We start from the raw sequence: 26,962 nt of genomic DNA, 5'->3' as shown, positions 1-26,962 counted from the left end.
CTCCGGATCACGTGGGGGACGTGTTCAGACCGCGAAGAGCAGTCCGGCGCTGATCAGGATGACGACCGCGGTGGCGAAGTGGATCCCGAAGGCCACCGCCTTCGTCCCGCCGTGGCGCAGCACGATCACCGTGTCGCCGAGCGGTATGAGTGCCACGGCGAGCATGAACCAGGCCTCGGCCCCGGCTCCCGCGAAGGCGAGGAGCACCAGACCGACCAGCCCGAGGGCGCCGTCCCGCAGGCCCTTGATCGTCAGGTAGGCGCCGGCGTCGCCGCCGGGGTCTGCCGGGACGCCGTAGCCGGCGGCCGCTGGACCGGGCTGGAAGAGGAACCGGTAGCCCAGGAACAGGCAGAACACATTGAGCACGACAGCCAGGGTGTACGCGGTGATGGTCATGACTCTCCTCGAATTCCGGCAGGCGGCTTGCCGCCGCGTTTTCTAGCAGCGCTAGGAACAAGAGTGACGCTAACAGAGCATCGGCAGGAACGCTAGCGATGCTAGGATTTCTCTCATGACGATCCAGACGCGCCGGGAGCGCGAACGAGCGGAACGCGAGCGGCTGATCGTGACGGCCGCACGGGAGTTGGCGGAGGCGGAGGGCTGGGACGCGGTGACCACCCGCCGGCTCGCCGACGAGATCGAGTACAGCCAGCCGGTGCTCTACAGCCACTTCAAGGGCAAGGGCGCGATCATGGCGGCGGTGGCCGTGCAGGGGTGCGCGGACCTGGCCGGCGAGCTGCGTGCGGCGCGCACGGCGGCCGGGAGCGCTCGCGACGCACTGGCGGCGGTGGGCCGCGCCTACACCGCCTTCGCCCGGCGGCGGCCCGCGCTCTACGACGTGATCTTCACGCTCGACGTGGACCTGCCCTTCGCCACTCCCGAGGCGCCCGCGGCCCTCCAGGACGCCTTCGGCGAGCTGCTGCAGGCCGTCCAGCCGATCGCGGCCGAGGGTGAGGACCTGGGAGCGCTGACCGAGACGTACTGGGCCGGGCTGCACGGATTGGTGACCCTGATGCGCAGTGGCCGACTGCCCGAGGAGGCACACGAGCGACGGCTGGGGCTGTTCATCGGCCACTTCGTGCCGTCCGGCACGAGCTGAGCGCTCGCCCGAGGGGAACCGGCCGGCGGCGCCGTGCCCCAGAGGGTCTGCGGTCCGTGTCGCCCGGCGGTGGCGCGGCCGGGCGGGCGGACCGGAGGGAGGACGGCCCTACTCGTCGGCCGTCGCCGCGGGCAGCGCGGCACGCGGGCGCTGCCAGCCTCGGGGACCCCGCGCCCGCAGCCACGCCGTGGTCTCCTCGGGGGGCATCGCGGCGGCGACCAGCCAGCCCTGGACGGCGTCGCAGCCGAGGTCGCGCAGGCGCTCCCAGGTCTCGTCGTCCTCGACGCCCTCGGCGACGACGAGCAGGCCGAGGGAGTGGGCGAGGTCGACCGTGCAGCGCACGATCTCCGCGTCCTCGGCGTCGACCGCGAGCCGGGCCACGAACGAGCGGTCGATCTTCAGCTCGCTCACCGGCAGCCGGCGCAGGTGCACGAGCGAGGAGTAGCCCGTGCCGAAGTCGTCCAGGGACATCTTCACGCCGTGCGCCGTCAGTTGGTTGAGGGTGTCGGCGGCGCGCTGCGGGTCCTCCAGCAGCACGTGTTCCGTGATCTCCAGTTGGAGCGCTCCCGCCGGGACGCCGTGCCGGGCCAGCCGGGCGGCGACGGAACCGGCGAAGCCGGGGGTGTGCACATCACGCGGGGAGACGTTCACCGCGACCGGCACGAACAGGCCCTGCTCCCGCCAGCGCGCGACCTGGCCGAGCGCGGTCTCCAGCACGTACTCGGTGAGGTGGGGCATCAGGCCGGAGGACTCGGCGATCGCTATGAACTCGTCCGGCGGCACCTTGCCCCGCTCGGGGTGCACCCAGCGGACCAGCGCCTCCAGGCCCGCGACCTGCCCGTCGAAGCGGACCTTGGGCTGGTAGTGCAGATGCACCTCGTGCGCGTCCAGGGCTCGGCGCAGATCGCCCAGCAGGCCGAGGCGGTCGGGGGTGTTGGAGTCGCGCTTGGACTCGTAGACCTCGACGCCGGTGCGGTCCCGCTTCGCCTGGTACATCGCCACGTCCGCCCGCCGCAGCAGTCCCTCGGCGTCCAGGGCGTGGTCGGGGAAGACGGCGACCCCGGCGCTGGCCTCCAGCACGAGGGTGAGGCCGTCGAGGTCGAGGGGAGAGCTGAGGGCGGCCACGAGGTTGCGGGCGACCCGGGTCGCGGAGGTCGTGGAGTCGGCGACCGGGAGTAAGACGGCGAACTCGTCCCCGCCCAGCCGGGCGGCCTCCGCCCCGCGCGGCAGCGCCACCCGCAGCCGGTCGGCGATCTGCAACAGCAGCCGGTCACCGGCGAGATGACCGAGGGTGTCGTTGACCGACCGGAACCGGTCGAGGTCGATCAGCATCAGGGCGGCTCGGGCGTCGATCCGCTCCGCGTCGTCCAGTGCGGTCCAGATGCGCTCCAGCAGCCACTGACGGTTGGGCAGTCCGGTCAGCGGGTCACGCAGCTGCTCCTCCGCCCGGGCCCGGGCTATCCACAGGGTGGAGTCCAGGGCGATCAGGGGGATGGAGAACAACGGCAGCAGGATGGGCTTGGCCACGGCGACCACGCAGACCAGCGGCGCGATGCCCAACAGCGCGACGGCGACCAGGCCCTGCCTGACCAGGGCGGTGCGGGCGACGGTGGGCAGGCCGGGGCGCGGGGCGTGCAGGCACCAGAGCAGGACGCGGGTGACCATCAGGTAGGCGACGGCGACCAGGACGACCTGGGGTGCGGTGGCGAGGGTCCAGGCGGCGGGCTCCGCCGGAGTTTCGACGGACGGCACGGTCCCGAGGACGCCCAGCACGAGCGCGCCGGCGCCGATGCCGAGGAGGTCGACCGCGCCGTGCAGCACGCCCGGGCGCCAGCGGTTGCGGCGGGCCGTGCCGACCAGCACGACGACCGTGAGGCTGACCATGCCGGCCGGAACCCAGCCGTAGAGCAGCAGCACCGCGAGGGTGAGGACGGCGCCCGAGCCGGTGCCGCCCCACCAGCGGGAGCGGCCCAGCATCACGAGGTGACCGACGATGATGCCGGTGAGCACGGCCAGCGACCAGCCGGCCGTACCGGCCGGGAAGAGCGCGTGGCCGTGCGTGAAGGCCCGGTAGAAGCCGGCGCCCAGGACGAAGCCGGCCGCCGCGACGACGGCCGCGGGCAACGCGGGCCAGGACTGGTGCCGTTCGCCGTCCTCGTCCGGATCGGCGCCGGCCGGGCCGGGGGTGTGTTCGACGGCCGGCTGCACCCCGGGGCCGTCCACGGCGCGCCCCGCGCCGCCGCGCCCGTCCGGGGTGTACTGTCCGACGGCGCGCACCTCCGCACCCGGACGCCCCGCCGACCACACGGCCTCACGGACCGCACGCCATGCGGCCGCCATGCGGCGCAGGTGCAGCCGTGAGCCCGGCGCGGCGCTCTCGGTCGGTTCCATTCCCGTCCCTCTCACAGCCGGCGGTGCCCCACGCCCCGCGGCCCGGTGCCCGACAACCCTTGGGCGGCCCGCGTCGGAAGACCCTTCCCCGCGCTCTGCGCGAGCACGAAGATGCCCCGACCGCAGCTGGGCACGGCAGGCGCACATCTCAACAGTAGGCCGCTGATGGCTTCCACGGGCAGCGGTCGCCGACGGTTGCCCGAATGCGCCCCGGCCACCCGTATGCATCTGGTATGCGCCGAACGGGTGGCCTTCAACCGCTACTCCTCGGCCGAAAGGGCGACTTCGGCCGCCGCGTCCGGTCCCTGCTCCAGCAGGACGCCGAACCCGTCCTCGTTCAGGACCGGAACCTTCAGCTGCATCGCCTTGTCGTACTTCGATCCGGGGCTGTCGCCCACCACGACGAACGACGTCTTCTTCGAAACCGAGCCGGTCACCTTCGCTCCGCGGCTCTGCAGCGCCTCCTTGGCGCCGTCCCGCGTGAAGTGCTCGAGCGTGCCGGTGACGACGACCGTGAGGCCTTCGAGCGGGCGCGGCCCCTCGTCCTCGCCGGTGCTCTCGGCCTCCATGCGGACACCGGCGGCCTTCCACTTGCGGATGATGTCGCGGTGCCAGTCCTCGGCGAACCACTGCTTGAGGGAGGCGGCGATGGTCGGGCCGACGCCCTCGGTGACGGCCAGCTCCTCCTCCGTGGCCTGGTCGATGCGCTCGATCGAGCGGAACTCGTGGGCCAGTGCCTCGGCGGCGACGGGCCCGACGTGACGGATCGACAGGCTGGTGATGACGCGGGCCAGGGGGCGCTCCTTGGCCGCCGCGATGTTCTCCAGCATGGCGACCGCGTTCTTGCGGGGCTCGCCCTGCTGGTTCGCGAAGATCGTGGCGGTCTTCTCCTCGCCGGTCTTCGGGTCGCGCTTGGGCAGGCCGCTGTCCGGGTCGAGGACGTACGCCCTGATGGGCAGCAGCTGCTCGATGGTGAGGTCGAAGAGGTCGCCCTCGTCGACCAGAGGCGGGGTCTTGGGCTCCAGCGGGGCGGTCAGGGCGGCCGCGGCGACATAGCCGAAGTGCTCGATGTCCAGGGCCTTGCGGCCCGCCAGGTAGAACAGGCGCTCGCGCAACTGGGCCGGGCAGGTGCGGGCGTTGGGGCAGCGCAGGTCGACGTCGCCCTCCTTCATGGGCCGCAGCGCCGTGCGGCACTCGGGACACTCGCTCGGCATCACGAACTCGCGCTCGCTGCCGTCGCGCAGGTCGGCCACGGGGCCGAGGATCTCCGGGATGACGTCACCCGCCTTGCGCAGCACGACCGTGTCCCCGATGAGGACGCCCTTGGCCTTGACCACGTCCTGGTTGTGCAGCGTGGCGAACTCGACCTCGGAGCCGGCGACCGTGACCGGCTCGACCTGGGCGTAAGGGGTGACGCGGCCGGTGCGGCCCACGCCCACGCGGATGTTGACGAGCTTGGTGTTGACCTCCTCCGGCGCGTACTTGTACGCGATGGCCCAGCGCGGGGCGCGCGAGGTGGAGCCGAGGCGGCCCTGGAGGGGGATCTGGTCGAGCTTGACGACGACGCCGTCGATCTCCCACTCCACGGAGTGGCGGTTCTCGCCGAAGTACGCGATGAACTCCCGGATGCCCTCCAGGCCGTCGACCACCCGGTTGTGGCCGGATGTGGGCAGGCCCCAGGCCTTCAGCAGGTCGTAGGCCTGGGAGAGGCGGGTCAGGCCGGTGAAGCCCTCCAGGGCGCCGATGCCGTGGACCACCATGTGCAGGGGCCGGGTGGCGGTGACGCGCGGGTCCTTCTGCCGCAGGGAACCGGCCGCCGCGTTGCGCGGGTTGGCGAAGGGCTTGTCGCCGGCCTCCACCAGGCGGGCGTTGAGCTCCTGGAACTTCTCCATCGGGAAGTAGACCTCGCCACGGATCTCCACCAGATCCGGGACGTCGTCACCCTTGAGTCGGTCGGGGATCTCCGCGATCGTCCGCACGTTCGGCGTGATGTCCTCGCCGGTGCGGCCGTCACCGCGGGTGGCCGCACGGATGAGGCGGCCGCGCTCGTAGGTGAGGTTCACGGCGAGGCCGTCGACCTTGAGCTCGCACAGGAAGTGGTACTCCTGCTCGCCCAGTTCCCTGGCGATGCGCTCCGTCCAGGCGGCCATCTCCTCGTCGTTGAACGTGTTGTCGAGGGAGAGCATGCGCTGGCGGTGCTCGACCGCCGTGAACTCCGTCTCGTAGGACCCGGAGACCTTCTGGGTCGGCGAGTCCGGCGTGCGCAGCTCGGGGTGCTCCTCCTCCAGCGCCTCCAGGGAACGCAGCAGCCGGTCGAACTCCGCGTCGCTGACGACGGGAGCGTCCTTCACGTAGTAACGGAAGCGGTGCTCCTCGATCTGCTCCGCGAGGCGCGCGTGCTTCTCCCGTGCCTCGGCGGGCACCGTCGTCGTCTCCGCCTGCTTGTCGCCGGCCACCGTGTCGTCCTCCCGTTACTCTGGGTTGTCCGCGAGGGATCTCGCCGCCCGGGCGCAGTGCGCGAGAGCCCTGCGCGCGTACCCCGGGGAGGCCCCCGCGAGTCCGCACGCCGGGGTGACCGTGACCGCCTCCGCGAGAAGCCCCGGTGACAGCCCCAGCCTGCGCCACAGCGTCCTGACACCCATGACGCTACCGGCAGGGTCTGACAATGGACCCTCGGTGCCCGGCACGACACCGGTGAAGAGCCGGGTCCCGGCCTCCACGGCCTCCCCGAGCGCGTCGTCGTCACGCTCGGTGAGCAGCGAGAAGTCGAAGGAGACGGCGGCCGCCCCGGCCCGGCGCAGCAGGGCGAACGGCACGTCCGGGGCGCAGGAGTGGACCACGACCGGCCCCTCTTGGTGCACCCCGACGAGGTCGCGCAGCGTCTGCTCGGCGAGCTGCCGGTCGACGGCCCGGTGGGTGCGGTAGCCGCTGGCGGACTTCACCTGCCCGCGCAGGACCGCGGTGAGGGACGGCTCGTCGAGCTGGAGGACGAGCTGCGCGCCGGGGATCCGCCGCCGCAGTTCGGCCAGGTGCTGGCGCAGTCCCTCCGCGAGGGAGGCGGCGAGGTCGCGGCAGGCACCGGCGTCGGAGAGGGCCGCCTCGCCGTTCCTGAGCTCCAGGTTGGCGGCGAGGGTCCAGGGGCCGACGGCCTGGACCTTCAGCGGCCCCTCGTACTCCTGCGTGAACTCCTCCAGCGCGTCGAGGTCCTCGCCGAGCCAGGAGCGGGCGCGCTTGGTGTCCCGGCCCGGCCGGTCCCCGAGCCGCCAGCCGCTGGGCTCCACGCGCGCGTACAGCTCGACGAGCAGGCCGGCGGTCCGTCCGATCATGTCCGCGCCGGGTCCCCGGGCGGGCAGTTCGGGCAGGAAGGGGAAGTCTTCGAAGGTGCCGGTGACGGTCTTGGCGGCCTCACGGGCGTCGCCGCCGGGCATGGAGCCCACGCCGGTGGCGGCGCCGAACCTGAACTGGCTGTTTTCACTCACCGGAGAAGCCTACGCAGCGCCCCCGCCGGGGTCAGCCTCCCGGGCGGACCGTCAGGTCGTTGACCTCCGCGTCGCGCGGCAGGTCCAGGGCCATGACGATCGTCGTGGCGACCGACTCCGGGTCGATCCACCTCGAGGCGTCGTACTCCTTGCCCTCCTGCTGGTGGACCTTGGCCTGCATGGGGCTGGCCGTGCGGCCCGGGTACACCGAGGTGACACGCACCCCGTGGCCGTGCTCCTCGTGGCGCAGGGAGTCGGCGAGGGCCTTCAGGCCGTGTTTCGAGGCGGCGTACGCGGACCAGTCGGCGTGGGCGTTGAGGCCGGCACCGGAGTTGACGAAGAGCACGTGTCCGCGGGCGGCGCGCAGTTGGGGCAGGAAGTGGCGGGTCAGCTCGGCGGGGGCGATCAGGTTGACGTTGAGCTGGTGGCGCCAGGTCTTCGGGGTGAGCTCGCCGACCGGGCCGAGGTCGACGACGCCGGCGATGTGCAGCAGCGAGTCCACGCGGTCCGGCAGCGACTGGTGGGAGAAGGCCCAGGAGAGCCGGTCGGGGTCGGCGAGGTCTCCGACCAGGGTCCGCGCCCCGGGAAACTCGGCCGCCAGTTCCTTCGCACGGCCCGCGTCGCGCGCGTGCAGCACGAGCTCGTCCCCGCGCGCGTGCAGGCGGCGGGCCACGGCCGCGCCGATGCCGGAGCCGGCTCCGGTGATCACATGAGTAGCCATGCCCGCCATGCTCGCATCAGCCGAGGGGCACACCGGGTACCGGCCCGGGCCGCCGCCGGCCCCGTGCCCCGCGTCATGCGATGCCCCGGCTCTCCTCCAGGTACGCCAGCGCACCCACCGGCTCCTCGGCGAAGAACACCAGGTCGGTGAGCGGGCGGGGCAGGAAACCCTCGGCGTCCATGCGGCGGAACTGCTCCTTCAGGCCGTCGTAGAAGCCAGCGGTGTTGAGCAGGACCACGGGCTTGTCGGTGTGCCCGTGCTTCTTCAGTTCCAGGATCTCGGTCGCCTCGTCGAGCGTACCCGTGCCGCCGACCATGATCACCACGGCGTCGGCCCGCTCCAGGAGCAGCTTCTTGCGCTCGGCGAGGTCCTTGGCGACGACCATCTCGTCGACGCCCGGGCGGGCCTTGGCCGCGAGGAACTGCACGGAGACACCGGCCAGCCGGCCGCCCGCCTCCTGCACCCCGTCGGCGACCACCTTCATGAGGCCGACGTCGGAGCCGCCCCAGACGAGCGTGTGGCCGCCCTTGCCCAACAGCGTGGCGAACTCGCGGGCCGGGCCGGTGTAACGCTCGTCGAGGTCGGCGGCGGACAGGAAGACACAGATGTTCATGAACCCACCGTACGGGCCCGGTCCCCCGTCACGGTGACCCGTATTTTGGACTGCCGGTGCGGCAGGCGCTCCCAGTCGTCCATGAACCGGGCGTCCAGGCCGTGCTTCGCGGCGAGGTCGGTGAGCGTGCGGGTGCGGTAGTAGAAGTCCTCGTGCAGGACCTGGTGCTCCTCCCCCTCCGTGCGGTCGAAGGTGAAGTCGAAGAACCCGCCGGGCGCGAGGATCCGGCCGACGTGGGCGAAGCCCTCCTCGATGACGTGCAGCGGCGAGTGCGAGAAGACGCTGTGCGCGTGCACGACGTCGAAGTGGGCGTCCGGCAGGAAGGCGAAGGCGAGGTCGCCGGCGAGCGCCAGGTACGGCAGCTTGGGCTGCAGCTTCTCGGCCACGAGGGTGTCCTGGGCGGCGAGCAGGATGTGCGGCGAGATGTCGATGCCGTAGTAGTGCCCGGTGTCGAGGTGGTCGATGAACAGCCGCCCGGCGCGCAGGTTGCCGCAGCCGATCTCCAGCATCCGGTGGTGCGGCCGCAGGCCGTGGCCCACCAGGTAGTCGAACTGCATGCGGCCGATCCGCGCCCACTGTTCGCGCGAGGGGTTGTGTCCCACCGCCGCCTCGGTGCTGCGGGCCGCGTCCGAGGCCATCACGGCCCGGTAGTACGCGATGTGGTCGGGGTGGCGCAGCCGCAGCCAGGCGTCCCGCACCGCGCGCCGGGCGTGCGCGGGCACGCGCTCCGGGTGGCGCACGGCGTACCGGACCTGGTGGAGCAGGCGGGAGCGGTTTCCGGACGGTGCCGTGGCGCGCATGGGGCCTCCTGCGGCGAGGGAAGAACTCCGCTTCAGCGTGCGCTGTACCGGTGGAGTCGGCTACCCGAGGAGGGGCGATCGTGACCAGAGGACATCGCATCACCGTCGAGCGGAGCGACGCGCGCGTGCGCGTGGTGCACGGCGGGCAGGTGCTGGCCGAGAGCGACCGGTCGCTGGTGCTGCGGGAGACGGGGTGCCCCGAGCGGTACTACCTCCCGGCCGAGGACGTGCGCCTGGACCTGCTGACACCGTCCGCCACACAGACGTACTGCCCGTTCAAGGGCACCGCCTCCTACTGGTCCCTGCCGGACGCGGCGGACCTCGTCTGGGCGTATCCGGACCCCAAGCCGGAGGTCGCCGAGATCAGGGACCACCTGTGCTTCTACGAAGTCGAAGTGTTCTGATCGGCTGACGCGCCGCCCGCTTCACCGATGAACACCGCGCCGTGCGGCAGTCTGCATGAGCATGGACAAGAAGATCCTTTCGCGCGACGGCACCCGCATCGCCTACGAGAGCACCGGACAGGGCCCCGCGGTCGTCCTGGTGAGCGGCGCGATGTCGACGGGCGGCACCCTGGCGCCGCTGGCCGTGTCGCTCTCGGAGCGTTTCCAGGCCGTGGTGTACGACCGACGGGGCCGCGGCACCAGCGGTGACACCGCGCCGTACGCCGTGGAACGTGAGGTCGAGGACCTGGCCGCGGTGATCGAGGCGGTGGGCGGCGAGGCGCTGCTGTACGGCATCTCCTCGGGCGGGGCCCTGGCCCTGGAGGCGGCGGCGAGCGGGCTGCCGGTGCGGCGCGTGGCCGTCTACGAGACGCCGTTCGCCATGTCGGAGGAGGGCGCCAGGGAGCGTGCCGAGTACACCCGGCGGCTGACGGAGGCGCTCGGGGAGGGGCGGCGCGGGGACGCGGTCGAACTGTTCCTGCGGCTGACGGGGCTGGCCGAGGGCATGATCCAGGGCGCCCGCCAGTCCCCCATGTGGGCCGGGATGGAGGCGATGGCCCCGAGCCTCGCCTACGACGACGCCGTGATGGGCGACGGCACCGTCCCCCGCTCCCGGCTGGGCTCGGTCGGCGTCCCCGTCCTGGCGGCGGCGGGCGAGGCGAGCCCCGAGTGGCTGCGCGATGCGGCCCGGGCGATCGCGGAGGCGGTCCCCGAGGGCACCTGCCGCACGCTCCAGGGACAGACACACATGGTCGAGCCGAACGTGCTGGCGCCGGTGCTCATGGAGTTCTTCGGCCGGGCCTGAAAGAGGCGGCAGCACGGGGGCACGCGCACGCGGAGTACGCCCCCGGCCCCCGCGGCGGAAGATCGCGTGGAGCACGCCTCCGTCCCCGCGGCGAGACCGCGTGGGGCACGCCCGCGGTCCCCGCGCCAGGACGGCGTGGGGCACGCCCCCGGGCTTCGGGGCGGGATCGCGTGGAGTACGTCGCCGGGGCCCCGAGCCGGCTTCAGGCCACGCCCGCCGGCGCGCGGGTCGTCGACGCGATGGTCGCCGAGCCCACCACGCGCGTGCCGTCGTAGAGCACGATCGCCTGGCCGGGGGCGACGCCGCGGACGGGCTCGGTGAAGGTGACCTCCAGGGTGCCGTCGACGACGTCGGCGGTCACCTCGGTCTCGCCGCCGTGGGCGCGCAGCTGGGCCGTGTAGGTGCCGGGGCCGGCGGGGGCGGCACCGCACCAGCGGGGCTTGATCGCGGTGAGGGCGCTGACGTCCAGGGCGGACGCCGGGCCGACGGTCACGGTGTTGTCGACCGGGGAGATGTCGAGGACGTAGCGCGGCTTGCCGTCGGGGGCCGGGGTGCCGATGCGTAGGCCCTTGCGCTGGCCGATGGTGAAGCCGTACGCGCCCTCGTGGGTGCCGATCTTGGTGCCGGACTCGTCGACGATGTCGCCCTCCGAGCGGCCGAGCCGATTCGCGAGGAAGCCCTGGGTGTCGCCGTCGGCGATGAAGCAGATGTCGTGCGAGTCGGGCTTCTTGGCCACGGCCAGGCCCCGGCGCTCGGCCTCCGCGCGGATCTCGTCCTTGGTGGTGACGGTGTCGCCGAGCGGGAACATCGCGTGGGCGAGCTGCCGGTCGTCCAGCACGCCGAGGACGTAGGACTGGTCCTTGGCCATGTCGGAGGCGCGGTGCAGTTCGCGGGTGCCGTCCTCGCGGACGATCACCTGGGCGTAGTGGCCGGTGCAGACGGCGTCGAAGCCGAGCGCGAGCGCCTTGTCGAGCAGGGCGGCGAACTTGATCTTCTCGTTGCAGCGCAGGCAGGGGTTGGGGGTGCGGCCGGCCTCGTACTCGGCGACGAAGTCCTCGACGACGTCCTCGCGGAAGCGGTCGGCGAGGTCCCACACGTAGAACGGGATGCCGATGACGTCCGCGGCGCGGCGGGCGTCGCGCGAATCCTCGATGGTGCAACAGCCCCGCGCGCCGGTCCGGAAGGATTGGGGGTTGGCGGAGAGCGCGAGGTGGACGCCGGTGACGTCGTGGCCCGCTTCGGCCGCGCGGGCGGCGGCGACGGCGGAGTCGACTCCGCCGGACATGGCGGCCAGGACGCGGAGGGGGCGGGGGCGCTGCGGGGTCTCAGTCATAACCCTTCCAGGGTACGGGGGCGCGGGAACCGGGACCGCCGGGTATCCGTTGACGATCACATGGGACAGCGGAAGGCTTCGAGGGACGGCGACCGGAAGGTCGGCCGCCGCGCGCTGCTGATCGGCGGCACGGTGGCCGCGGCGGGCTCCGCCGTGCTCGCCCGGGACGAGCTGGCACGTCTGTGGTGGCGGACTCCGGGCGTCGAGAAGCCGCGCAAGGAGGGCGAGGTCGACTACGCGGGCGCCCGCTGGGTCGCGGCGTCGGAGGCGAACTGGCGCCGCGCGGACCGGCCCGACGACTACGGCATAGACATGGTGGTCGTCCATGTCACGCAGGGCAGCTTCGACAGCGCGGTGAAGGCCTTCCAGGACCCGGGGCACAGGGCGGCCGCGCACTACATCGTGCGGCAGGACGGGCATGTGGCACAGATGATCCGCGAGCTGGACGTGGCGTACCACGCGGGCAACCGCGACTACAACGAACGCAGTGTCGGCATCGAGCACGAGGGTTTCGTGGACCGCCCGCAGGACTTCACGGACGAGATGTACGAGGCCTCGGCCCGGCTCACGGCCCGGATCTGCGCCCGCTACGACATACCCGTCGACCGCGAGCACATCATCGGCCACGTGGAGGTCCCGGGCACGGACCACACGGACCCGGGGCGGCACTGGGACTGGGAGAAGTACATGCGCCTGGTACGCCGGGCGCGGACGAGCCCGGCCTGAGGCCAGGGCCGTTCTCCACCGCTGCTGCCGGGTCGTTCGCAACTGCCGCTGCCAGGACCCGGCTCGGCAGGCGCCGCCCGCACGACCTGCCCCGTCGCAGGCCCTACGTCAGCCCCGCCGCCCTGGCCCGTTCCACCGCCGGGCCGATGGCCTTCGCCAGGGCCTCGACATCGGCCTCGGTCGAGGTGTGGCCGAGAGAGAAGCGCAGGGTCCCGCGGGCCAGGTCGGGGTCGGTGCCGGTGGCGAGGAGGACGTGGCTGGGCTGGGCGACACCGGCGGTGCAGGCGGAGCCGGTGGAGCACTCGATGCCCTGGGCGTCGAGCAGAAGCAGCAGGGAGTCGCCCTCGCAGCCGGGGAAGGTGAAGTGCGCGTTGGCGGGAAGGCGTCCCTGCGGGTCCGGGTCGCCGCCGAGGATCGCGTCCGGCACGGCCGAGCGGACCGCTGTGACGAGGCTGTCACGCAGGGCGCCGATCTCGCGGGCGAACCACTCGCGCTGCTCGGCGGCGAGCCGTCCGGCGACGGCGAAGGAGGCGACGGCGGGCACGTCGAGGGTGCCGGAGCGCACATGCCGCTCCTGACCGCCGCCGTGCAGGACGGGCACGGGGGTGTGTTCGCGGCCGAGGATCAGCGCGCCGATGCCGTAGGGACCGCCGATCTTGTGGCCGGAGACCGTCATCGCGGCGAGGCCGGAGGAGGCGAAGTCGACAGGGACCTGGCCGAAGGCCTGGACGGCGTCCGAGTGCAGCGGGACCCCGAAGTCGGCTGCCGCGTCGGCGAGTTCACGCACGGGCAGGATCGTCCCGATCTCGTTGTTCGCCCACATGACGGTGGCGAGGGCCACGTCGCCGGGGTTGCGGGCGATCGCCTCGCGCAGGGCGCCGGGGTGGACCCGGCCGTGACGGTCGACCGGCAGGTACTCGACGGTGGCGCCTTCGTGTTCGCCGAGCCAGTGCACGGCGTCGAGGACCGCGTGGTGCTCGACGGGGCTGGCGAGGACGCGGGTGCGGGCCGGGTCGGCGTCGCGGCGTGACCAGTAAAGGCCCTTGACGGCGAGGTTGTCGGCCTCCGTGCCGCCCGAGGTGAAGACGACCTCGCTGGGGCGGGCGCCGAGGGCTTCGGCGAGGGTCTCGCGGGCCTCCTCGACGGTGCGGCGGGCCTGCCTGCCGGATGCGTGGAGGGAGGACGCGTTGCCGGTGGCACCCAGCTGGGCGGTGAACGCCTCAACCGCCTCCGGGAGCATCGGGGTGGTCGCGGCGTGGTCGAGGTAAGCCATGGTGAGCCCGATTCTACGGCTCCTTCTCGACCGGCCTCAGAGCAAGGCTGGCCGAACGTGAACCGCTTTCCGGCGCGGCGACGGCCCGTCGTCCCCGGGCCCGGCCGCGGCGTTCCGGCGGACGGCTGTGCGACGGCGGCTCAGAAGCTCCACGAGATCGTGCTGTCGAACTGCATGAAGGCCGCGAGGACCAGCAGGTCGGCGACGCCCAGGCCAAGACCCAGCAAGGCGCGGCCACGGCGCTCGGTGCCGCGCCACAGGGCGACACTCGCCAGCACGATGGCGATGGGGCCGAGGAAGAGGTTGAGCACGAGCAGGCCGAGCAGGCCGAGGATGAAGGACGCGACGGCCATGCCGTCGGTGTCACGGAGACCGGTGCGACGCGAGGCCGGAGCGGTGAGCTGCATGGTGATCGACTCCCGAAGTCGGATCGAGGGGACGGTGGACGGCGTCGGTGTCAGTGGGCCTGCGTGTGGCGACGGCGGCCGCGCTCGCGGAGCGCGAAGATGCCGAGCCAGACGGCGATGACGGCGCCGACGGCGACGGAGAAGGTGAGCGGTGCGTGGGCCACGGTGCCCAGGACGACACCCAGCAGCAGGAGTGCGGCGACGATGAACAGCACGGGAAACAACCCCCAGGGTTTCGGTGAACGTTTGTGGTTACAGTTGTTCACTGACTTCCCAGTCTAACGCCTCCCATGACTTTCCAATTCCAGAGAACAGTTGTTAACTGCATGGTATGAGTCACACCCTCGGCATCCGGCAGGCCCAGAAGCAGAAGACCCGGCAGGCACTCCTCGACGCGGCCCTCGGGCTGCTGGAGGAACAGAGCCTGAGCAGCCTGGGACTGCGCGAGGTCACCCGTGCCGTCGGCGTCGCCCCGACGGCCTTCTACCGCCATTTCCGCTCCACGGCGGATCTGGGCGTGGCCCTGGTCGAGGAGGCGCTGGGCAGCCTGCACCCGATGATCCGGACGACGGTGTCCACGACGGGCGACCACGAGGAACGCGTCGCGCGCGCCATCGACCTGATCGCCCGTCACGTCGACGGGTACCCCGCCCATGTCCGTTTCATCGCTCGTGAACGACATGGCGGAGTTCAGCCGGTCCGGGAGGCGATAAGGGACCAACTGGCCCGGTTCGCGCAGGAGGTCAAGGACGAACTGGCCAAGGACGCCGTCTCGGAGGGCTGGAACGAGGACGACCTGCTGATGCTCGCGCACCTCTACGTCGACCAGATGCTGAGCACGGCGTCGCTGTTCCTGGAGGCCCTCGAAGGACCGGAGGAGGAGCGCCCGGACCGGACCCGGCGCGTCACGCAGCTGGCGACCCGCCAGATGCGGCTGATCGGCCTCGGCCGCCACCACTGGCTGGACTGACTCTCGGCCGCCACCACTGGCTGGACTGACTCTCGGCCGCCGTCACTGGCTGGACCGGCCCCCCGGCCGCCGTCACTGGCTCGATCGACGCCCTCGGCCGCCACTGGCTCGACTGACGCCCCGGCCGCCGTCACTGGCCGGATCCGGTCCCTCGTTCGCCGGATCGACGCCCTCGTGACAACGCACAGGGGCGGCGCGCCCGTTCGCCGGACGCGCCGCCCCTGCCGTGCCCCGGGCGGATCGGGGCCCGCACTACGCCTACTGCTCCTTCCGGGACTGCCGGGGCTGCTGCCCCTGCCCCTGACCGCCTGCGGCCTGACCGCCGCCGCCCGGGCCGCCGCAGCCGCCGCCCTGACCCCCACCGGGACCGCCCTGGCCGCCCTGTCCGCCTTCCGGCGCACCGCTGGGCATCCCCGAAGGAGCCCCGGACGGCGTGCCCGTGGGCTTGGCGCCCGCGGAGGCGGCACCGGACGGAGCACCGGACGGAGCACCGGAAGGGACACCCGAGGCCGCCCCCGACGGTGCCTGGCAGGCCTGCTGCTGCCCGGACCCGCCACCGCTGTTCGGCGACGACGTGGAGTCGCCCGACCCGCAGGCCGCCAGGGCCAGGGGCGAGAGCGCCAGCAGGGCCACGGCGGGGAGGAGACGCGCACGCTTCATGAGAGACAGCTCCAGGGAGGGTGAGGAAGTCCTGAGGCGTGAACTCAACCAACCCTGTTTGGGCCCCTCTTGGGGTCGCCCTGTGACCTGCCTGTCAACGAGGCAAAGTTCAGCCCAACCGGACCCGCGCCAGCTGCCGGGACTGCGCGACCAGCCGGTCCGCGCTGTCCCACACCTCGGCGTCCTCCTCGAGGAAGCCGCCGGCGAGGTTGCGGGTGGCGATCGAGACCCGCAGTGGGCCCGGCGCCGGGCGGCACCGGACGTGCACGGTCAGTTCGACGGTCGGCACCCAGCCCTTCAGGCCGAGCTCGAACGCGGTGGGTGGCAGTGCGTCGACCGCGAGCAGCAGGGAGAGCGGGTCGTGGTCGCGCCCGTCCTTGAGCCCGAACCAGGCCCGCATCTCCCCCTTGCCGGAGGGCTGCCCGAGGGCCCAGCCGAGGGTGGAGGGGTCGAGCTTGAGCGTCAGGCGCTCCGTGATCGCCGAGCTGCCTTCGAAGGGGGCGGGCCCGTCCTCCGGGCCGAAGCAGTGCTCCAGCGGGGGGATCGCGGGCGGCCGGGCCGTGGTGCGGACGTCGTCCGGCAGGGCGTCCAGGTCGCCGTAGGAGGCGAGGACGCGGATGCGTTCGACCTCGCGGCCCTCGTCGTCGTACTGGAAGAGGGAGGCCTGACCGGTGGACAGGGTGCGGCCGGTGCGGACGACGTCCGTGCGGACGACCGCGGGGCCGGGCTGGGACGCGGTCAGGTAGTGCGCCGAGATCGTGAAGGGGTCGGCGTGCGGCAGGGCGTCCGCGAGGGCGCGGCCCAGGACGGCCAGCAGGTAGCCGCCGTTGACGGCACTGATGATCGTCCAGCCGGCGGAGAGGTCGATGTCGTAGACGCCCGGCGCGCGGCGGGTGAGCGCGGTGTCGCGGTCGAACTCGCTGTCGCCGATCGTGGCCCGGGCGGCCGGGGCGGTGGCTGCTTCTGGCATGGCTGAACAGTACAAGAACTAACTACTAAGCGGTAGCTTTCTGTCGGCGATCCGGGTCATACGCCCCCCGCGTCGTCCTGGGTCATGCCTTGGTGAGACACGGGCAATTCTTCGGTAAGTGTCGGACTCGTCCGTAAACCCGCGTTCGCCTTCCCTCCTCTGTAGGGGCATGAGCCTCACCGGAACGCCGTTCCTCTGCACGCTGGTCGTCCTGTCCGTCGCCGCCCTGGTGCTGCCGCTGGTCCTCTGGTCGCGCATCCGCGGGCACCGGGCCCTGCGTCTCGCGGCCCGGGCGCTGATGCTGCTGTTCGCGCAAGGGACGGCCGTGGCCCTGGTCTTCACCCTGGTCAACAACGCCGACAACCTGTACGACAACTGGGCCGACCTGCTCGGCACCGGCGACCACGTGGAGCAGGCGGCCGATCTGGGCGCCGACGGCACCGGCGGCATCGCGCTCACCCGGCTGCCCAAGGTGCGCCAGACCTTCGAGCCCGCCACCGGACCCGGCATGGGCGCGGCCGGCGGCGTGCGGGTCACCCAGCTCGCGGGCCGGGTGTCGGGGGTGAACGCCGAGGTCTACGTCTGGCTGCCGCCGCAGTACGGCGAACCGGCCTTCCGGCATCACCGGTTCCCGGTCGTGGAGCTGCTGCCCGGCTACCCCGGCTCGGCGAAGGCGTGGTTCGGCTCGCTGTACGCGCACGAGCAGCTTCAGCCGCTGATGCGCGACGGCCGGGTGGCCCCGTTCATCCTGGTCGCGCCCCGCACCAACCTGCTGGCCGCCGTGGACACCGGCTGCGCCAACGTCCCGGGCACGGTCAACGCCGACACCTGGCTGAGCGTCGACGTACCCAAGATGGTCATGGACAACTTCCGCGCCCAGCCCGCACCGCAGGGGTGGGCCGTCGCCGGCTACTCGGCCGGGGCGCACTGCGCGACCAGGCTCGCCGTCGCCCATCCCGACCGCTACCGGGCCGCCGTCAGCATGTCCGGCTACAACGACCCGAGCGGCGAACGCGACTCGCTCACCGCGCAGAGCCCCGCATTGCGTTCCGAGAACAACCCGCTCCTGATGCTGCGCAGGTCGTCCGTCCCGCCGCGGATCGCGCTGTACCTCTCCGGCCAGCCGCACGACGGCTACGAGGACGCCCTCGCCGTGCAGCGGGCCGCGAAGGCCCCGACGACCGTGCACGTCGTGTACATCCCCAAGAGCGCGGGCGGCCACGACATGGCGCTGTGGCGGCCGCAGGTGGTCCCGGCGTTCCGCTGGCTGACCCAGCAGATGGGCATCGGCCGGGTCACGGCAGGACGGGCTGCTCCTCCTCGCTCACCGTCGACCGCCGGTGCCACGCCCGCGGAGCTCGCCAGTGGTACCGCATCGCGAGCAGGCGCAGTACGAAGGCGGTGATCACCGCGGCACCGCTGGTCACCGGGTTCAGGGCGTCGTAGCGGATGCACAGGGCGGCCAGGGCGGAGCCCATGATCGCTGGGACCGCGTACAGGTCGCGGTCCCAGCGCAGCAGGGAGGGGACCTCGTTGGCGAGGACGTCGCGCAGCACCCCGCCGCCCACGGCGGTGGTCAGCCCCAGACCGGCGGAGGCGGTCAGGCCGAGCCCGTACTCGTACGCCTTGATCGTGCCGGCGACGCAGAACAGGCCGAGGCCGGCCGCGTCGAAGACGTTCACCGCGATCTGGATGCGCTCCACCTGGGGGTGCAGGAAGAAGACGAGGAGGGTGGCGAGCAGCGGGGTGAGGAAGTACCCCAGGTCCGTGAAGGCGGCCGGCGGTACGGCCCCGATGACCAGGTCGCGGAAGAGCCCTCCGCCCAGCGCGGTGACCTCGGCGAGGACGGCCATGCCGAACACGTCGAAGTTCTTGCGCACGGCCAGCAGGGCGCCGGAGATCGCGAAGACGAAGATGCCGATCAGGTCGAGCGTGTGCTGGACGGACGGGCTGAAGAGTTGCTGGAGCACCCGAACATTTTCACCCACGGGTGAGCCCCCGCCCTGATGTGCGAGGGCGGGGGCTCGGCCGGGCTCACTTCTCCACGGGCGCGGCGCCGTTGCCGGCGGTCTTGTCCACGCCGTTCTCGGCGGCCACCTCGGAGGCCGACGACAGCAGCTCGGTGTCCTGGGGCTGCTGGTCCTCGAAGTTCTCCGGGTGGTGGCAGGCGACCTGCTGTCCGGCCCTCAGCTCCACCAGCGGCGGCTCGGTCGTCTTGCAGATCTGCGTCGCCTTCCAGCACCGGGTGTGGAAGCGGCAGCCGCTCGGCGGGGCGATCGGCGAGGGCACGTCGCCCTTGAGTAGGATGCGCTCGCTCTTGACGCCCCTGCGCTTGGGGTCCGGGATCGGCACGGCCGACAGCAGGGCCTTGGAGTACGGGTGCATCGGCGACTTGTACAGCTGGTCGCGCTCGGCCAGCTCGACGATCTTGCCGAGGTACATCACCGCGATCCGGTCCGAGACGTGCCGGACGACCGACAGGTCGTGCGCGATGATCACGTACGTCAGGCCCAGCTCCTCCTGGAGGTCGTCCAGCAGGTTCACCACCTGCGCCTGGATCGACACGTCCAGCGCGGAGACCGGCTCGTCCGCCACGACCAGCTTGGGGTTGAGCGCGAGCGCGCGGGCGATGCCGATGCGCTGGCGCTGACCGCCGGAGAACTCGTGCGGATAGCGGTTGTAGTGCTCGGGGTTGAGGCCGACCACCGACAGCAGCCGCTGGACCTCCTTCTTCACTCCGCCCTCGGGCTCGACGCCCTGGAGCCGGAAGGGGGCGCTGACGATCGTGCCGATCGTGTGGCGGGGGTTCAGCGAGGAGTACGGGTCCTGGAAGATCATCTGCACGTCGCGGCGCATGGGGCGCAGCTCGCCGGTCTTCAGGTGCGTGATGTCCTTGCCCTCGAACTGGACCGATCCGCCGGTCGGTTCGAGCAGCCGGGTGATCAGCCGGCCCATGGTCGACTTGCCGCAGCCCGACTCGCCGACGACGCCCAGCGTCTCGCCCTTGCGCACCTCGAAGTCGATGCCGTCGACGGCACGCACCGCGCCGGTCTGCCGCTGGAGCAGGCCCTTGCGGATCGGGAAGTGCTTCTGAAGGCCGGTCACCTTCAGCAGCACCTCGCTGTCGGCGGTGGTGCCCTGGGTGAGGGTGCTCCCGCCGGTGTCCGGTGTGCTCACCGTTTTGTCGTCGCTCACAGCTTCGGCGCAATCTCTTCGGTCCAGATACGCTCCCGCTGCTCCTGCGTCATGTGGCAGGCGGCCCAGTGCGAGCCGCCGACCTCGGTCAGCTCGGGACGGACCGTGCGGGTGACGTTGTCCTTCGGGATGTCCGCGTACGGGCAGCGCGGGTTGAAGGCGCAGCCGGTCGGGAGGTTGATGAGGGAGGGCGGCGCGCCCTTGATCGGGATGAGCCGGTCGGTCTCCTCGCGGTCCAGACGCGGCATCGAGCCGAGCAGGCCCCAGGTGTAGGGGTGCCGGGGCTCGGAGAACACGTCCTCGGCGGGGCCGCGCTCCACGCACCGGCCGCCGTACATGACCAGCAGGTCGTCGGCCATCTCGGCGACCACGCCCAGGTCGTGGGTGATCATGATGACCGCGGAGCCGAACTCCTTCTGCAGGTCCCGGATCAGGTCCAGGATCTGCGCCTGCACGGTGACGTCCAGGGCGGTGGTCGGCTCGTCGGCGATGAGCAGCTCGGGGTTGTTCACCAGCGACATGGCGATCATGGCGCGCTGGCGCATACCGCCGGAGAACTCGTGCGGGTAGCCGTCGACGCGCTTGCCGGGCTCGGGGATGCCGACCCGGTCGAGCATCTCGATCGCCCGCTGCCTGGCGGCCTTCTTGCTGACGTCGTGGTGGACCCGGTACGCCTCGACGATCTGCTGCCCCACGGAGTAGTAGGGGTGCATCGCCGACAGCGGGTCCTGGAAGATCATGGCCATCTTCCGGCCGCGCAGCCGCCGTACGTCGTCGGGGTCGGCCGCGATCAGCTCCTGGCCGTCCAGCCAGACCTCACCGGAGACCTTGGCGCGCGCCGAGCGGTGCAGGCCCATCACGCCGAGCGAGGTGACCGACTTGCCGGAGCCGGACTCGCCCACGATGCCCAGGGTCTGGCCCTTGCGCACGTCGAAGCTGACGCCGTCGACGGACTTGACCAGACCGTCGTCGGTGTCGAAGTGGATGCGCAGGTCACGGACGGACAGGAACACGTCGTCCGGGACGGACGCGGCGGTGGTGTCCGGTTCGCCGAGCGCGGCTTTGTCGAGCTTGCTCACGAGTACCTCACCCGGGGGTCGATGGCGGCGTACACCAGGTCGACGATCAGATTGCAGAAGACGATGAAGAACGCGGCGACCAGGGTCACGCCCATCACGATGGGCAGGTCGTTGTCCTTGATGGCCTGGACCGAGTATGCGCCGATGCCCTGGAGGGAGAACACCGTCTCGGTGAGCACCGCGGTGCCGACCAGGGTGCCGAAGTCCATGCCGAAGATGGTGACGATCGGGGTGAGTGCGGAGCGCAGGCCGTGCTTCGCCACGACCGTGGTCTCCTTCAGGCCCTTGGCCCTGGCCGTTCTGATGTAGTCCTCACTCATCGTCTCCAGCATGCCCGCCCGCGTGAGGCGGGCGTAGAGCGCCGAGAAGAGGAAGGCGAGGCTGACCCAGGGCAGCATCAGGTGCCAGGCCCATTCGGCGGGATTGTCGGTGAACGGGACGTAGTCGACGCTGTCCCAGATCGGGATCTCGTAGACGAAGAGCGCGAGCAGGATCTGGCCGGTGAAGAAGATCGGGAGCGAGACGCCGGCGAGCGCGATGAACATGGAGATGCGGTCGATCGGCTTGCCCTTGCGCAGTGCCGAGATGACACCGGTCGTCACACCGGTGATCAGCCAGATCACCGACGCGCCGACAGCCAGGGAGAAGGAGACCGGGATCCGCTGTTCCAGCTGCGGCCACACCTCGATGTGGCTCTTGAAGGAGTACCCGAAGCAGGGGGCACCGCAGTGCGTCGCGTCGGGACCGAACGTGTAGTTGGCGCCTACGACGAGGCCCTTCAAGAAGTGCCAGTACTGCTCGTAGACCGGCTGATCCAGTCCCAGGTTCCTCTTGATCGCGGCGACGGACTCGGGGTTCGCGTCCTTGCCGACGTACTGGGTGGCCAACTGGTCGGCCGTCTGGCCCCCGAGGCGGGGCACCAGGAAGAAGATGGCGAAAGTGACTGCGCTGACCACCAGCAGCAACAGCACCGCGCCCATGACGCGTCGGAGGATGTACGCAGCCACAGCTGTACGGCCCCGGGTGGCCGCGACGGGATCGTCCGCCGCGGCCACCCGGTGCCTTCACCTGCCTTTCGAAAGGATCCGGCCTGCTGAATTACTTCGAGGAGCTCATCAGCAGGTAGTCGTACATGCCGAGGTAGGCCTGCGTGACCGTGACGTTGGTCGCGGAGGTCGGCCGCAGCAGCAGGTTCTTGCGGTAGACGACCGGGACGACCGAGGCGTTGTCGAGCACCATCTTGTCGATGTCACCCCAGGCCTTGGTGCGGGCCGCGTCGTCGGTGTTGGCGATCGCGTCCGTCAGGGCCTTGTTGATCTTCGGGTCGTCCAGCTCCATCAGGTTGTTGCCACCCGAGGGCTTGATGGCGGCACCGTTGACGATCTGGTCGAGGAAGCCGTAGCCGGTCGGCCAGTCGGCACCCCACGCCATCGACAGCATGCCGAGCTTGTTGTCGTGGACGTAGCTCGGGACACCGGCGAAGTTGGAGAAGTACTTACCGGCCGGGAACTGCTTGATCTCGACGTTGATGCCGATCTTCTTCAGCGACGCCTGGACGGCGGTGGCCTGCGCGACCTCGGCGGGACGGTCCGAGCGGGCGGTCAGGATCGTGTTGAAGCCGTTGGGCTTGCCGCACTGCTTCAGCTCTTCCTTGGCCTTCGCGGCGTTGCCCTTGTGCCCCTCGGTCGCGTAGGTGTCGAACTTGGTGTAGCCGTTGACCGACGGCGGCAGCAGCGTGGTCGCCACGTCACCCTTCGGCGTGCCGCCCATCGCGTCCAGGACGGACTGCTTGTCGAGACCCCACTGCACGGCCTTGCGGCAGTGGATGTTGTCGAAGGGTGCCACCTTCAGGTTCAGCGCGATGTACTGCGTGGCGCCCGCGTACGAGCTGTCCGTCTGGCCGGCGTTCTTGCCGGTCAGCACCTTCGGCTGGGTCTGCGGTGCCACACCGGTGCCCGCCGCGTCGCCCGTGATCTTGTCGGAGAGCAGGTCGTTGTCGATCGTGACCTGGTTGACCTTGAACTTGATCGTGATCTTGTCCGGCAGGGCCTTGCGGATCGGGTCCGTCTTGGCGTCCCACTGCTTGTTGCGCACGAGGGTGGCGCCGCGGCCCTCCTCGTAGGACTGGAACTGGTACGGGCCGGTGGACTGGATGGCCTGCACGTACTTCGCACCGGTGTCCTTCGCCTGCGGCACGGGGGCCGTCTGCGAGAAGGTCGCCAGGTAGTCGAAGTCGGCGAACGGCTGCTTCAGCTTGAAGACGATCGTCCGGTCGTCCGGCGTCTCGATGGACTTGATGCCCTCGGCGGACTTGTCCTTGTAGGGGCCCTTGTACTTGTCGCCGCCCTCCAGGTACGACTTGAAGTACGTCGGGCCGTTGGACAGTGCCTCAGGCGCGAAGTTGGAGCGCTCGATGGCGTACTTGACGTCCTTGGACGTCACCGGGGTGCCGTCCTGGAACTTCACACCCGCACGCAGCTTGTACGTCCAGGTCTTGGCGTCCGGGCTGGACTTGCCGAGCCCCTCGGCGAGGTCCGGCACGACCTCGAGGCCCGCCTTTCCCGCCGCCGGCTTGAACGTGGTGAGCGTCCGGCCGTAGAGGCGGGAGAAGTTCTGGACCCAGCCGTAGTACGTGTTGCCCGGGTCGAGGGAGTCCGGCACGTCCGAGTGCTCGTACGTGACCGTGCCTCCCTTCTTGTCCGACGCGTTGACGATCGAGTTCAGCGCGGCGTCCTTCTTGCCGCTGCCTCCCCCGTCGTTGTCGTCGCCTCCGCCGCACGCGGCAGCGCCCAGCGACAGTGCCAGGACCGACGCAACGCCGGCGGTCACCCTTCTCGTCTTCACCTGAGGAAGCCCCCTCATTCGATGGATCACTTGCTGCGAGGGTCGAGGGCGTCACGCAGCCCGTCACCCAGCAGGTTGAAGGCCAGGACGGTGATGAAGATCGCCAGTCCGGGCACGAACATGTACTGCGGATCAGCCGTGTAGAGATCCACAGCGTTGCTGAGCATGCCGCCCCAGGAAGCCTGCGGCGGCGCGATACCGACGCCGAGGAAGCTCAGCGCGGCCTCGAAAAGGATGTTCGTCGGGATGATCAGCGTCGCGTAGACGAGGATCGGTGCGACGAGGTTCGGGAGGAGCTCCCGGAACAGGATGTACGGACCGCGTGCCCCGAGGCTCGTGGAGGCCTCGATGAACTCCCGCTTGCGCAGGGTCATCGTCTGGGCGCGCACGATGCGGCCGATGTACGGCCAGCTGAAGAAGCCGATCACGAAGATCAGCACGCAGATGCGCAGCGGCAGGCCTTCGAGGCCGAAGAACCCGTCCTGCACGGAGGCGGAGATCGAGATGGCGAACAGCAGCAGGGGGAAGGCCAGGAACGTGTCCATGAGCCTGCTGATCACGCTGTCGATCCAGCCGCCGTAGTACCCGGCGACGACACCGAGCACGGTGCCGATGCACACGGACAGCAGCGTGGCGCCGCCCGCGACCAGGAGGGAGACCCAGGAGCCGTCGATGATGCGGGCGAGCATGTCCCGGCCGTACTGGGGGTCCACGCCGAGCGGATGGTCCCAGCTCATCCCGCCCCAGCCGCCCTTGGGAGCGAGCAGCGCGGGGTCGATGAGGTCCTGGTTGAACTGGTTGGGATCGAGGTTGAAGATCCACAGGATCGGCTTGGAGAACACCGCCAACAGCGTGAGCAGGATGACGACGACGCCTCCCGCCATCGCCACCTTGTCCCGCTTGAAGCGCATCCAGGCGATCTGGGTGAGCGAGCGCCCTTCGATCTGGCTCTTCTTGACCCCGGAGAGCACGGCCTCGGGCTGTGCTCCGGCTTCCGCCCCGGTGGTCTCGATCGGTGCGGTCACGGTGCGATTGACCCCTCTCGGGCCGGCGGTCGCCGAGCCCCTGGTGCCGCTGTAGCGGTTTTGTTTGTCTCGTACACAAGACCGACCCGGCCCGTGTCTTGCGGGGAGTCTTCAACGCTTTGGCGATCTGTTGCCAGACTTGGCGGTGAAAGGATGCGTAAACGTGATGCTGTCTGCAGGGTTCCGTTATCCGGACACGGGGTAACAGGGGCCGGACACCTCAGAACAGGTGCATTTTAGGACACCAACGGACGTTCTGCCCCTATCTACGCGCGCAGAGCTGAACGGTTGTCGCGTTCGAGGAGAGGTGGGGAAGGAGCTCCGGGGGGCTGCTCCCGGCCGCTCAGTACCTGCCCTGGGCCGGAGGGTAGCCGTAGCCGGAGGCCGGGGCCTGGACGGGGGCGGTGGCGTGGGCCTCACGGTCGTAGAACGGCCGGGCCTTCGCGCGCAGCCACATCGCGACCGGGTCGTGCTCGTCGGACATGGCGACGGTCGACACGGGCAGCCCGTCCGGTACGGCGCCGAGGGACTGCTGCATCATCGCGCGCACCGAGTCCACGGCCGGCGGCGAGGTGTCGTACACATCCAGTCCGATGGCGAGGTACGGCGCCCCGAGGGCGGGCTGCACCCAGGCGCGGCGCAGCGAGCGGACGGCCGGGGTGCGGTGGGCGTTCTGCGCGAGCAGCGCGTAGAACTGCGGGATCTCGATGGCGGGTTCGGACATGCGCAGGGGTCCGGCGGGCTGGCGGTCCAGGCCCGTGGCGATCCGGCGCAGATCGAGCCACGGGATGCCGACGCCGCCGCCGGGGGCGTGCGGGTTGAGCCAGAGGCCGTAGTGGTCGGGGTAGAGGGCGCGGGCGACGTCGAGTCCGTCGACCACCTCGTACGAGCGGTTCCAGCCGCTGGCGGAGAGCTCCTGGGCGGAGGTCACGCAGGGGGCGTAACCGTGGCCGTCGACGTCCATGTTGCCGTACTGGGCGTCCGGGGAACCGGCCTGGCCGTGCCACAGGAGCATCCAGATCTGGCCGGTGTGCGGGGTCGCGAGTGCGCGCAGGAGTGCCTCGTAGGCGTCGTAACGCCCGGGCGTGACCTGGCGCAGCATGTGCTCGACCTGTCCGGCCGCGGCCGTGCCGCTCGCGCTCACCTTTACCGCCCCTTCGTACAACGCCTCGACGGTGCCCTAGCTTAAGCCCGCAGCGGGGGGCCGGATCGGTGCCGTAGGGCGGGTGCGGGTCGTGCGGGGTTGATCGCGCAGTTCCCCGCGCCCCCGGGTCGGCCGTTCTACCGCTGGTAGAACGGCCGGACTCGTTCCCTCATCCAGTTCCCCACCGGGTCCTCCGTCACGTCCAGGAGGACCAGGTTGACCGGCCAGGGGGCAGGGGCGGCGGTGACGGCGCGGGTGAGGGCGTCCAGGGGGAGGACGCGCAGGTCGCCTTCCCACTGGGAGAGTTCGACGCCGACGAACATCACGGGGTCGGCGGTCTCGATCGCGGCGAGGCAGCGGCGGGCGGTGACGACGACGCCGGTCGCCTCGAACTCCGCGGAGGCGGCGGCGAGGAAGTCCACCGGGTCGTCCTGCCAGTCGGGCTCGAAGAGGCGGACCCGGCCGCCGCTCGCGGGGCCGTCCAGCGGGGTCCGGCCGGCCCGGCACAGCTCGGCCACGGCGGGCGGCGGCAGCGGGATGCCCACCACCCCGCCCGGGTTGACGGCTATCCCCGCGTGCGGGGGCAGGCCGCGGGCGAACTCCACGGCGGGCGCGATGGTGTACGACATGTGGGAGCCGGCGACCTGGCGGAACTGCTCCTCGGAGCTGAACACCGGCACGAACGCCTGGCCGTCGATCTCGATGCCGGGCAGGTCGAGGGGGCCGCTGTGCGGGCCGCCGCCGTTGGGCAGCGGGACCCACACGAAGCTCCGGCCGAGCACCTCGACGATCCGCCCGCCGGCCGCCGGTCCGGCGCCGAGGGAGGCCGAGAGCACCTCCTCCAGCTCGTTGCCGGGCCAACCACCGTGCGGGTGAGTCTGCGTCTGCGCCGGGAAGTCCGCGGAGAAGTCCGCCGGGATGTCCATCTGCCTACCGCCTGCCTGGAACCACTGCTGTGGGTCAAAAGGCTAACGGCTGAGGGACA

Annotated in this window: 27 protein-coding genes; 6 read left to right on the top strand and 21 right to left on the bottom strand. The window is 71.2% G+C overall.

Translation table 11 applies throughout. From position 1 onward, the window contains the following. Positions 1-24: 24 nt before the first annotated feature. Positions 25-396, bottom strand: a complete 372-nt coding sequence (locus AB0B29_RS30465; RefSeq protein ID WP_362244752.1) for a DUF4267 domain-containing protein — start codon at positions 394-396, stop codon at positions 25-27. Positions 397-511: 115 nt separating this feature from the next. On the opposite strand from AB0B29_RS30465, the gene AB0B29_RS30460 reads away from it, so the two are divergent. Next, a complete protein-coding gene (locus tag AB0B29_RS30460) occupies positions 512-1,099 on the top strand; it encodes a TetR/AcrR family transcriptional regulator (protein WP_362244750.1) in 588 nt (195 codons plus the stop codon). A gap of 108 nt (positions 1,100-1,207) precedes the next feature. On the opposite strand, the gene AB0B29_RS30455 is transcribed toward AB0B29_RS30460, so the two are convergent. From AB0B29_RS30455 to AB0B29_RS30430, 6 genes are all read right to left on the bottom strand, one after another. Beyond that, positions 1,208-3,490, bottom strand: coding sequence for a putative bifunctional diguanylate cyclase/phosphodiesterase (locus AB0B29_RS30455; protein WP_362244748.1), 2,283 nt, complete (start codon positions 3,488-3,490; stop codon positions 1,208-1,210). Positions 3,491-3,750: 260 nt separating this feature from the next. After that, a complete protein-coding gene (ligA, locus tag AB0B29_RS30450) occupies positions 3,751-5,946 on the bottom strand; it encodes an NAD-dependent DNA ligase LigA (protein ID WP_362244746.1) in 2,196 nt (731 codons plus the stop codon). 15 nt (positions 5,947-5,961) lie between these two features. Then, complete coding sequence (locus AB0B29_RS30445) at positions 5,962-6,969, bottom strand: methionine synthase (protein WP_362244744.1); 1,008 nt, start codon at positions 6,967-6,969, stop codon at positions 5,962-5,964. Between the two features lie 31 nt (positions 6,970-7,000). After that, positions 7,001-7,690 (bottom strand): SDR family oxidoreductase, encoded by a 690-nt coding sequence (locus tag AB0B29_RS30440; protein WP_362244742.1) that lies wholly within the window; start codon positions 7,688-7,690, stop codon positions 7,001-7,003. A gap of 73 nt (positions 7,691-7,763) precedes the next feature. After that, entirely contained in the window at positions 7,764-8,303 is a 540-nt protein-coding gene (locus AB0B29_RS30435) for a TIGR00730 family Rossman fold protein (RefSeq protein WP_362244740.1), read from the bottom strand. Beyond that, a complete protein-coding gene (locus AB0B29_RS30430; RefSeq protein ID WP_362244738.1) occupies positions 8,300-9,103 on the bottom strand; it encodes a class I SAM-dependent methyltransferase in 804 nt (267 codons plus the stop codon). Before AB0B29_RS30430 ends, AB0B29_RS30435 begins: the two co-directional genes overlap by 4 nt. Before the next feature lie 80 nt (positions 9,104-9,183). Here AB0B29_RS30430 and AB0B29_RS30425 point away from each other — a divergent pair, with 80 nt between their 5' ends. Together AB0B29_RS30425 and AB0B29_RS30420 are read left to right on the top strand one after the other, a co-directional pair. Then, positions 9,184-9,507 carry a DUF427 domain-containing protein gene (locus AB0B29_RS30425; RefSeq protein ID WP_362244736.1) on the top strand — a complete coding sequence of 108 codons (324 nt, stop codon included), beginning with the start codon at positions 9,184-9,186 and terminating at the stop codon, positions 9,505-9,507. Between the two features lie 61 nt (positions 9,508-9,568). Next, positions 9,569-10,351 carry an alpha/beta fold hydrolase gene (locus AB0B29_RS30420; protein ID WP_362244734.1) on the top strand — a complete coding sequence of 261 codons (783 nt, stop codon included), beginning with the start codon at positions 9,569-9,571 and terminating at the stop codon, positions 10,349-10,351. Positions 10,352-10,553: 202 nt separating this feature from the next. Here AB0B29_RS30420 and mnmA read toward each other — a convergent pair whose 3' ends face one another. Beyond that, a complete protein-coding gene (gene mnmA / locus AB0B29_RS30415) occupies positions 10,554-11,684 on the bottom strand; it encodes a tRNA 2-thiouridine(34) synthase MnmA (protein WP_362244732.1) in 1,131 nt (376 codons plus the stop codon). Positions 11,685-11,744: 60 nt separating this feature from the next. Here mnmA and AB0B29_RS30410 point away from each other — a divergent pair, with 60 nt between their 5' ends. Further along, positions 11,745-12,410 (top strand): N-acetylmuramoyl-L-alanine amidase, encoded by a 666-nt coding sequence (locus tag AB0B29_RS30410; protein WP_362244730.1) that lies wholly within the window; start codon positions 11,745-11,747, stop codon positions 12,408-12,410. 103 nt (positions 12,411-12,513) lie between these two features. On the opposite strand, the gene AB0B29_RS30405 is transcribed toward AB0B29_RS30410, so the two are convergent. The 3 genes from AB0B29_RS30405 to AB0B29_RS30395 form a co-directional block, all read right to left on the bottom strand. Further along, on the bottom strand, positions 12,514-13,683 hold the full coding sequence (locus AB0B29_RS30405; protein WP_362244728.1) for a cysteine desulfurase family protein: 1,170 nt from the start codon (positions 13,681-13,683) through the stop codon (positions 12,514-12,516). 140 nt (positions 13,684-13,823) lie between these two features. After that, positions 13,824-14,090 (bottom strand): DUF4190 domain-containing protein, encoded by a 267-nt coding sequence (locus AB0B29_RS30400; RefSeq protein ID WP_362244726.1) that lies wholly within the window; start codon positions 14,088-14,090, stop codon positions 13,824-13,826. Positions 14,091-14,140: 50 nt separating this feature from the next. Beyond that, positions 14,141-14,305 carry a hypothetical protein gene (locus AB0B29_RS30395; RefSeq protein WP_031103608.1) on the bottom strand — a complete coding sequence of 55 codons (165 nt, stop codon included), beginning with the start codon at positions 14,303-14,305 and terminating at the stop codon, positions 14,141-14,143. A gap of 116 nt (positions 14,306-14,421) precedes the next feature. On the opposite strand from AB0B29_RS30395, the gene AB0B29_RS30390 reads away from it, so the two are divergent. Beyond that, on the top strand, positions 14,422-15,060 hold the full coding sequence (locus AB0B29_RS30390; protein ID WP_362244724.1) for a TetR family transcriptional regulator: 639 nt from the start codon (positions 14,422-14,424) through the stop codon (positions 15,058-15,060). Between the two features lie 258 nt (positions 15,061-15,318). Here AB0B29_RS30390 and AB0B29_RS30385 read toward each other — a convergent pair whose 3' ends face one another. Further along, the gene (locus AB0B29_RS30385; protein WP_362244722.1) at positions 15,319-15,720 is read right to left on the bottom strand and encodes a hypothetical protein; all 402 of its coding nucleotides are present in this window, start codon (positions 15,718-15,720) and stop codon (positions 15,319-15,321) included. A gap of 109 nt (positions 15,721-15,829) precedes the next feature. Continuing rightward, on the bottom strand, positions 15,830-16,690 hold the full coding sequence (locus tag AB0B29_RS30380) for a thioesterase family protein (protein WP_362244720.1): 861 nt from the start codon (positions 16,688-16,690) through the stop codon (positions 15,830-15,832). 169 nt (positions 16,691-16,859) lie between these two features. On the opposite strand from AB0B29_RS30380, the gene AB0B29_RS30375 reads away from it, so the two are divergent. Continuing rightward, on the top strand, positions 16,860-18,095 hold the full coding sequence (locus tag AB0B29_RS30375) for an alpha/beta hydrolase (protein WP_362244718.1): 1,236 nt from the start codon (positions 16,860-16,862) through the stop codon (positions 18,093-18,095). Here AB0B29_RS30375 and AB0B29_RS30370 read toward each other — a convergent pair. The 8 genes from AB0B29_RS30370 to AB0B29_RS30335 form a co-directional block, all read right to left on the bottom strand. Continuing rightward, a complete protein-coding gene (locus AB0B29_RS30370; protein WP_362244716.1) occupies positions 17,986-18,660 on the bottom strand; it encodes a trimeric intracellular cation channel family protein in 675 nt (224 codons plus the stop codon). The genes AB0B29_RS30375 and AB0B29_RS30370 overlap by 110 nt on opposite strands. A gap of 64 nt (positions 18,661-18,724) precedes the next feature. Next, positions 18,725-19,885, bottom strand: coding sequence for an ABC transporter ATP-binding protein (locus tag AB0B29_RS30365; protein ID WP_362244714.1), 1,161 nt, complete (start codon positions 19,883-19,885; stop codon positions 18,725-18,727). Then, the gene (locus AB0B29_RS30360) at positions 19,882-20,964 is read right to left on the bottom strand and encodes an ABC transporter ATP-binding protein (protein ID WP_362244712.1); all 1,083 of its coding nucleotides are present in this window, start codon (positions 20,962-20,964) and stop codon (positions 19,882-19,884) included. The genes AB0B29_RS30365 and AB0B29_RS30360 overlap by 4 nt, the downstream gene beginning before the upstream one ends. Next, entirely contained in the window at positions 20,961-21,971 is a 1,011-nt protein-coding gene (locus AB0B29_RS30355) for an ABC transporter permease (protein WP_362244710.1), read from the bottom strand. Before AB0B29_RS30355 ends, AB0B29_RS30360 begins: the two co-directional genes overlap by 4 nt. 91 nt (positions 21,972-22,062) lie before the next feature. Continuing rightward, positions 22,063-23,826, bottom strand: a complete 1,764-nt coding sequence (locus tag AB0B29_RS30350; protein ID WP_362244708.1) for an ABC transporter substrate-binding protein — start codon at positions 23,824-23,826, stop codon at positions 22,063-22,065. Between the two features lie 8 nt (positions 23,827-23,834). After that, positions 23,835-24,833, bottom strand: a complete 999-nt coding sequence (locus AB0B29_RS30345) for an ABC transporter permease (protein ID WP_362244706.1) — start codon at positions 24,831-24,833, stop codon at positions 23,835-23,837. 343 nt (positions 24,834-25,176) lie between these two features. After that, complete coding sequence (locus tag AB0B29_RS30340) at positions 25,177-25,977, bottom strand: enhanced serine sensitivity protein SseB C-terminal domain-containing protein (protein ID WP_362244704.1); 801 nt, start codon at positions 25,975-25,977, stop codon at positions 25,177-25,179. A 137-nt stretch (positions 25,978-26,114) separates the two neighbouring features. Further along, positions 26,115-26,903, bottom strand: coding sequence for an enhanced serine sensitivity protein SseB (locus AB0B29_RS30335; RefSeq protein ID WP_362244702.1), 789 nt, complete (start codon positions 26,901-26,903; stop codon positions 26,115-26,117). Between the last annotated feature and the right edge of the window lie 59 nt (positions 26,904-26,962).

Origin of the sequence: Streptomyces tibetensis, assembly GCF_040647715.1 — a bacterium.
Taxonomy (GTDB): Bacteria; Actinomycetota; Actinomycetes; order Streptomycetales; family Streptomycetaceae; genus Streptomyces; species Streptomyces tibetensis_A.
The sequence above is the reverse complement of the archived record's forward strand: the minus strand, read 5'-3'. Positions and strand labels throughout refer to the sequence as shown.

Coding starts and splice junctions, on each gene's coding strand:
- AB0B29_RS30400 (WP_362244726.1), bottom strand. CDS start 14,090: ATGCAGCTCACCGCTCCGGCCTCGCGTCGCACCGGTCTCCGTGACACC.
- AB0B29_RS30435 (WP_362244740.1), bottom strand. CDS start 8,303: ATGAACATCTGTGTCTTCCTGTCCGCCGCCGACCTCGACGAGCGTTAC.
- AB0B29_RS30380 (WP_362244720.1), bottom strand. CDS start 16,690: ATGCCAGAAGCAGCCACCGCCCCGGCCGCCCGGGCCACGATCGGCGAC.
- AB0B29_RS30375 (WP_362244718.1), top strand. CDS start 16,860: ATGAGCCTCACCGGAACGCCGTTCCTCTGCACGCTGGTCGTCCTGTCC.
- AB0B29_RS30430 (WP_362244738.1), bottom strand. CDS start 9,103: ATGCGCGCCACGGCACCGTCCGGAAACCGCTCCCGCCTGCTCCACCAG.
- AB0B29_RS30350 (WP_362244708.1), bottom strand. CDS start 23,826: ATGAGGGGGCTTCCTCAGGTGAAGACGAGAAGGGTGACCGCCGGCGTT.
- AB0B29_RS30405 (WP_362244728.1), bottom strand. CDS start 13,683: ATGGCTTACCTCGACCACGCCGCGACCACCCCGATGCTCCCGGAGGCG.
- AB0B29_RS30465 (WP_362244752.1), bottom strand. CDS start 396: ATGACCATCACCGCGTACACCCTGGCTGTCGTGCTCAATGTGTTCTGC.
- AB0B29_RS30460 (WP_362244750.1), top strand. CDS start 512: ATGACGATCCAGACGCGCCGGGAGCGCGAACGAGCGGAACGCGAGCGG.
- AB0B29_RS30385 (WP_362244722.1), bottom strand. CDS start 15,720: ATGAAGCGTGCGCGTCTCCTCCCCGCCGTGGCCCTGCTGGCGCTCTCG.
- AB0B29_RS30455 (WP_362244748.1), bottom strand. CDS start 3,490: ATGGAACCGACCGAGAGCGCCGCGCCGGGCTCACGGCTGCACCTGCGC.
- mnmA (WP_362244732.1), bottom strand. CDS start 11,684: ATGACTGAGACCCCGCAGCGCCCCCGCCCCCTCCGCGTCCTGGCCGCC.
- AB0B29_RS30410 (WP_362244730.1), top strand. CDS start 11,745: ATGGGACAGCGGAAGGCTTCGAGGGACGGCGACCGGAAGGTCGGCCGC.
- AB0B29_RS30440 (WP_362244742.1), bottom strand. CDS start 7,690: ATGGCTACTCATGTGATCACCGGAGCCGGCTCCGGCATCGGCGCGGCC.
- AB0B29_RS30420 (WP_362244734.1), top strand. CDS start 9,569: ATGGACAAGAAGATCCTTTCGCGCGACGGCACCCGCATCGCCTACGAG.
- AB0B29_RS30335 (WP_362244702.1), bottom strand. CDS start 26,903: ATGGACATCCCGGCGGACTTCTCCGCGGACTTCCCGGCGCAGACGCAG.
- AB0B29_RS30390 (WP_362244724.1), top strand. CDS start 14,422: ATGAGTCACACCCTCGGCATCCGGCAGGCCCAGAAGCAGAAGACCCGG.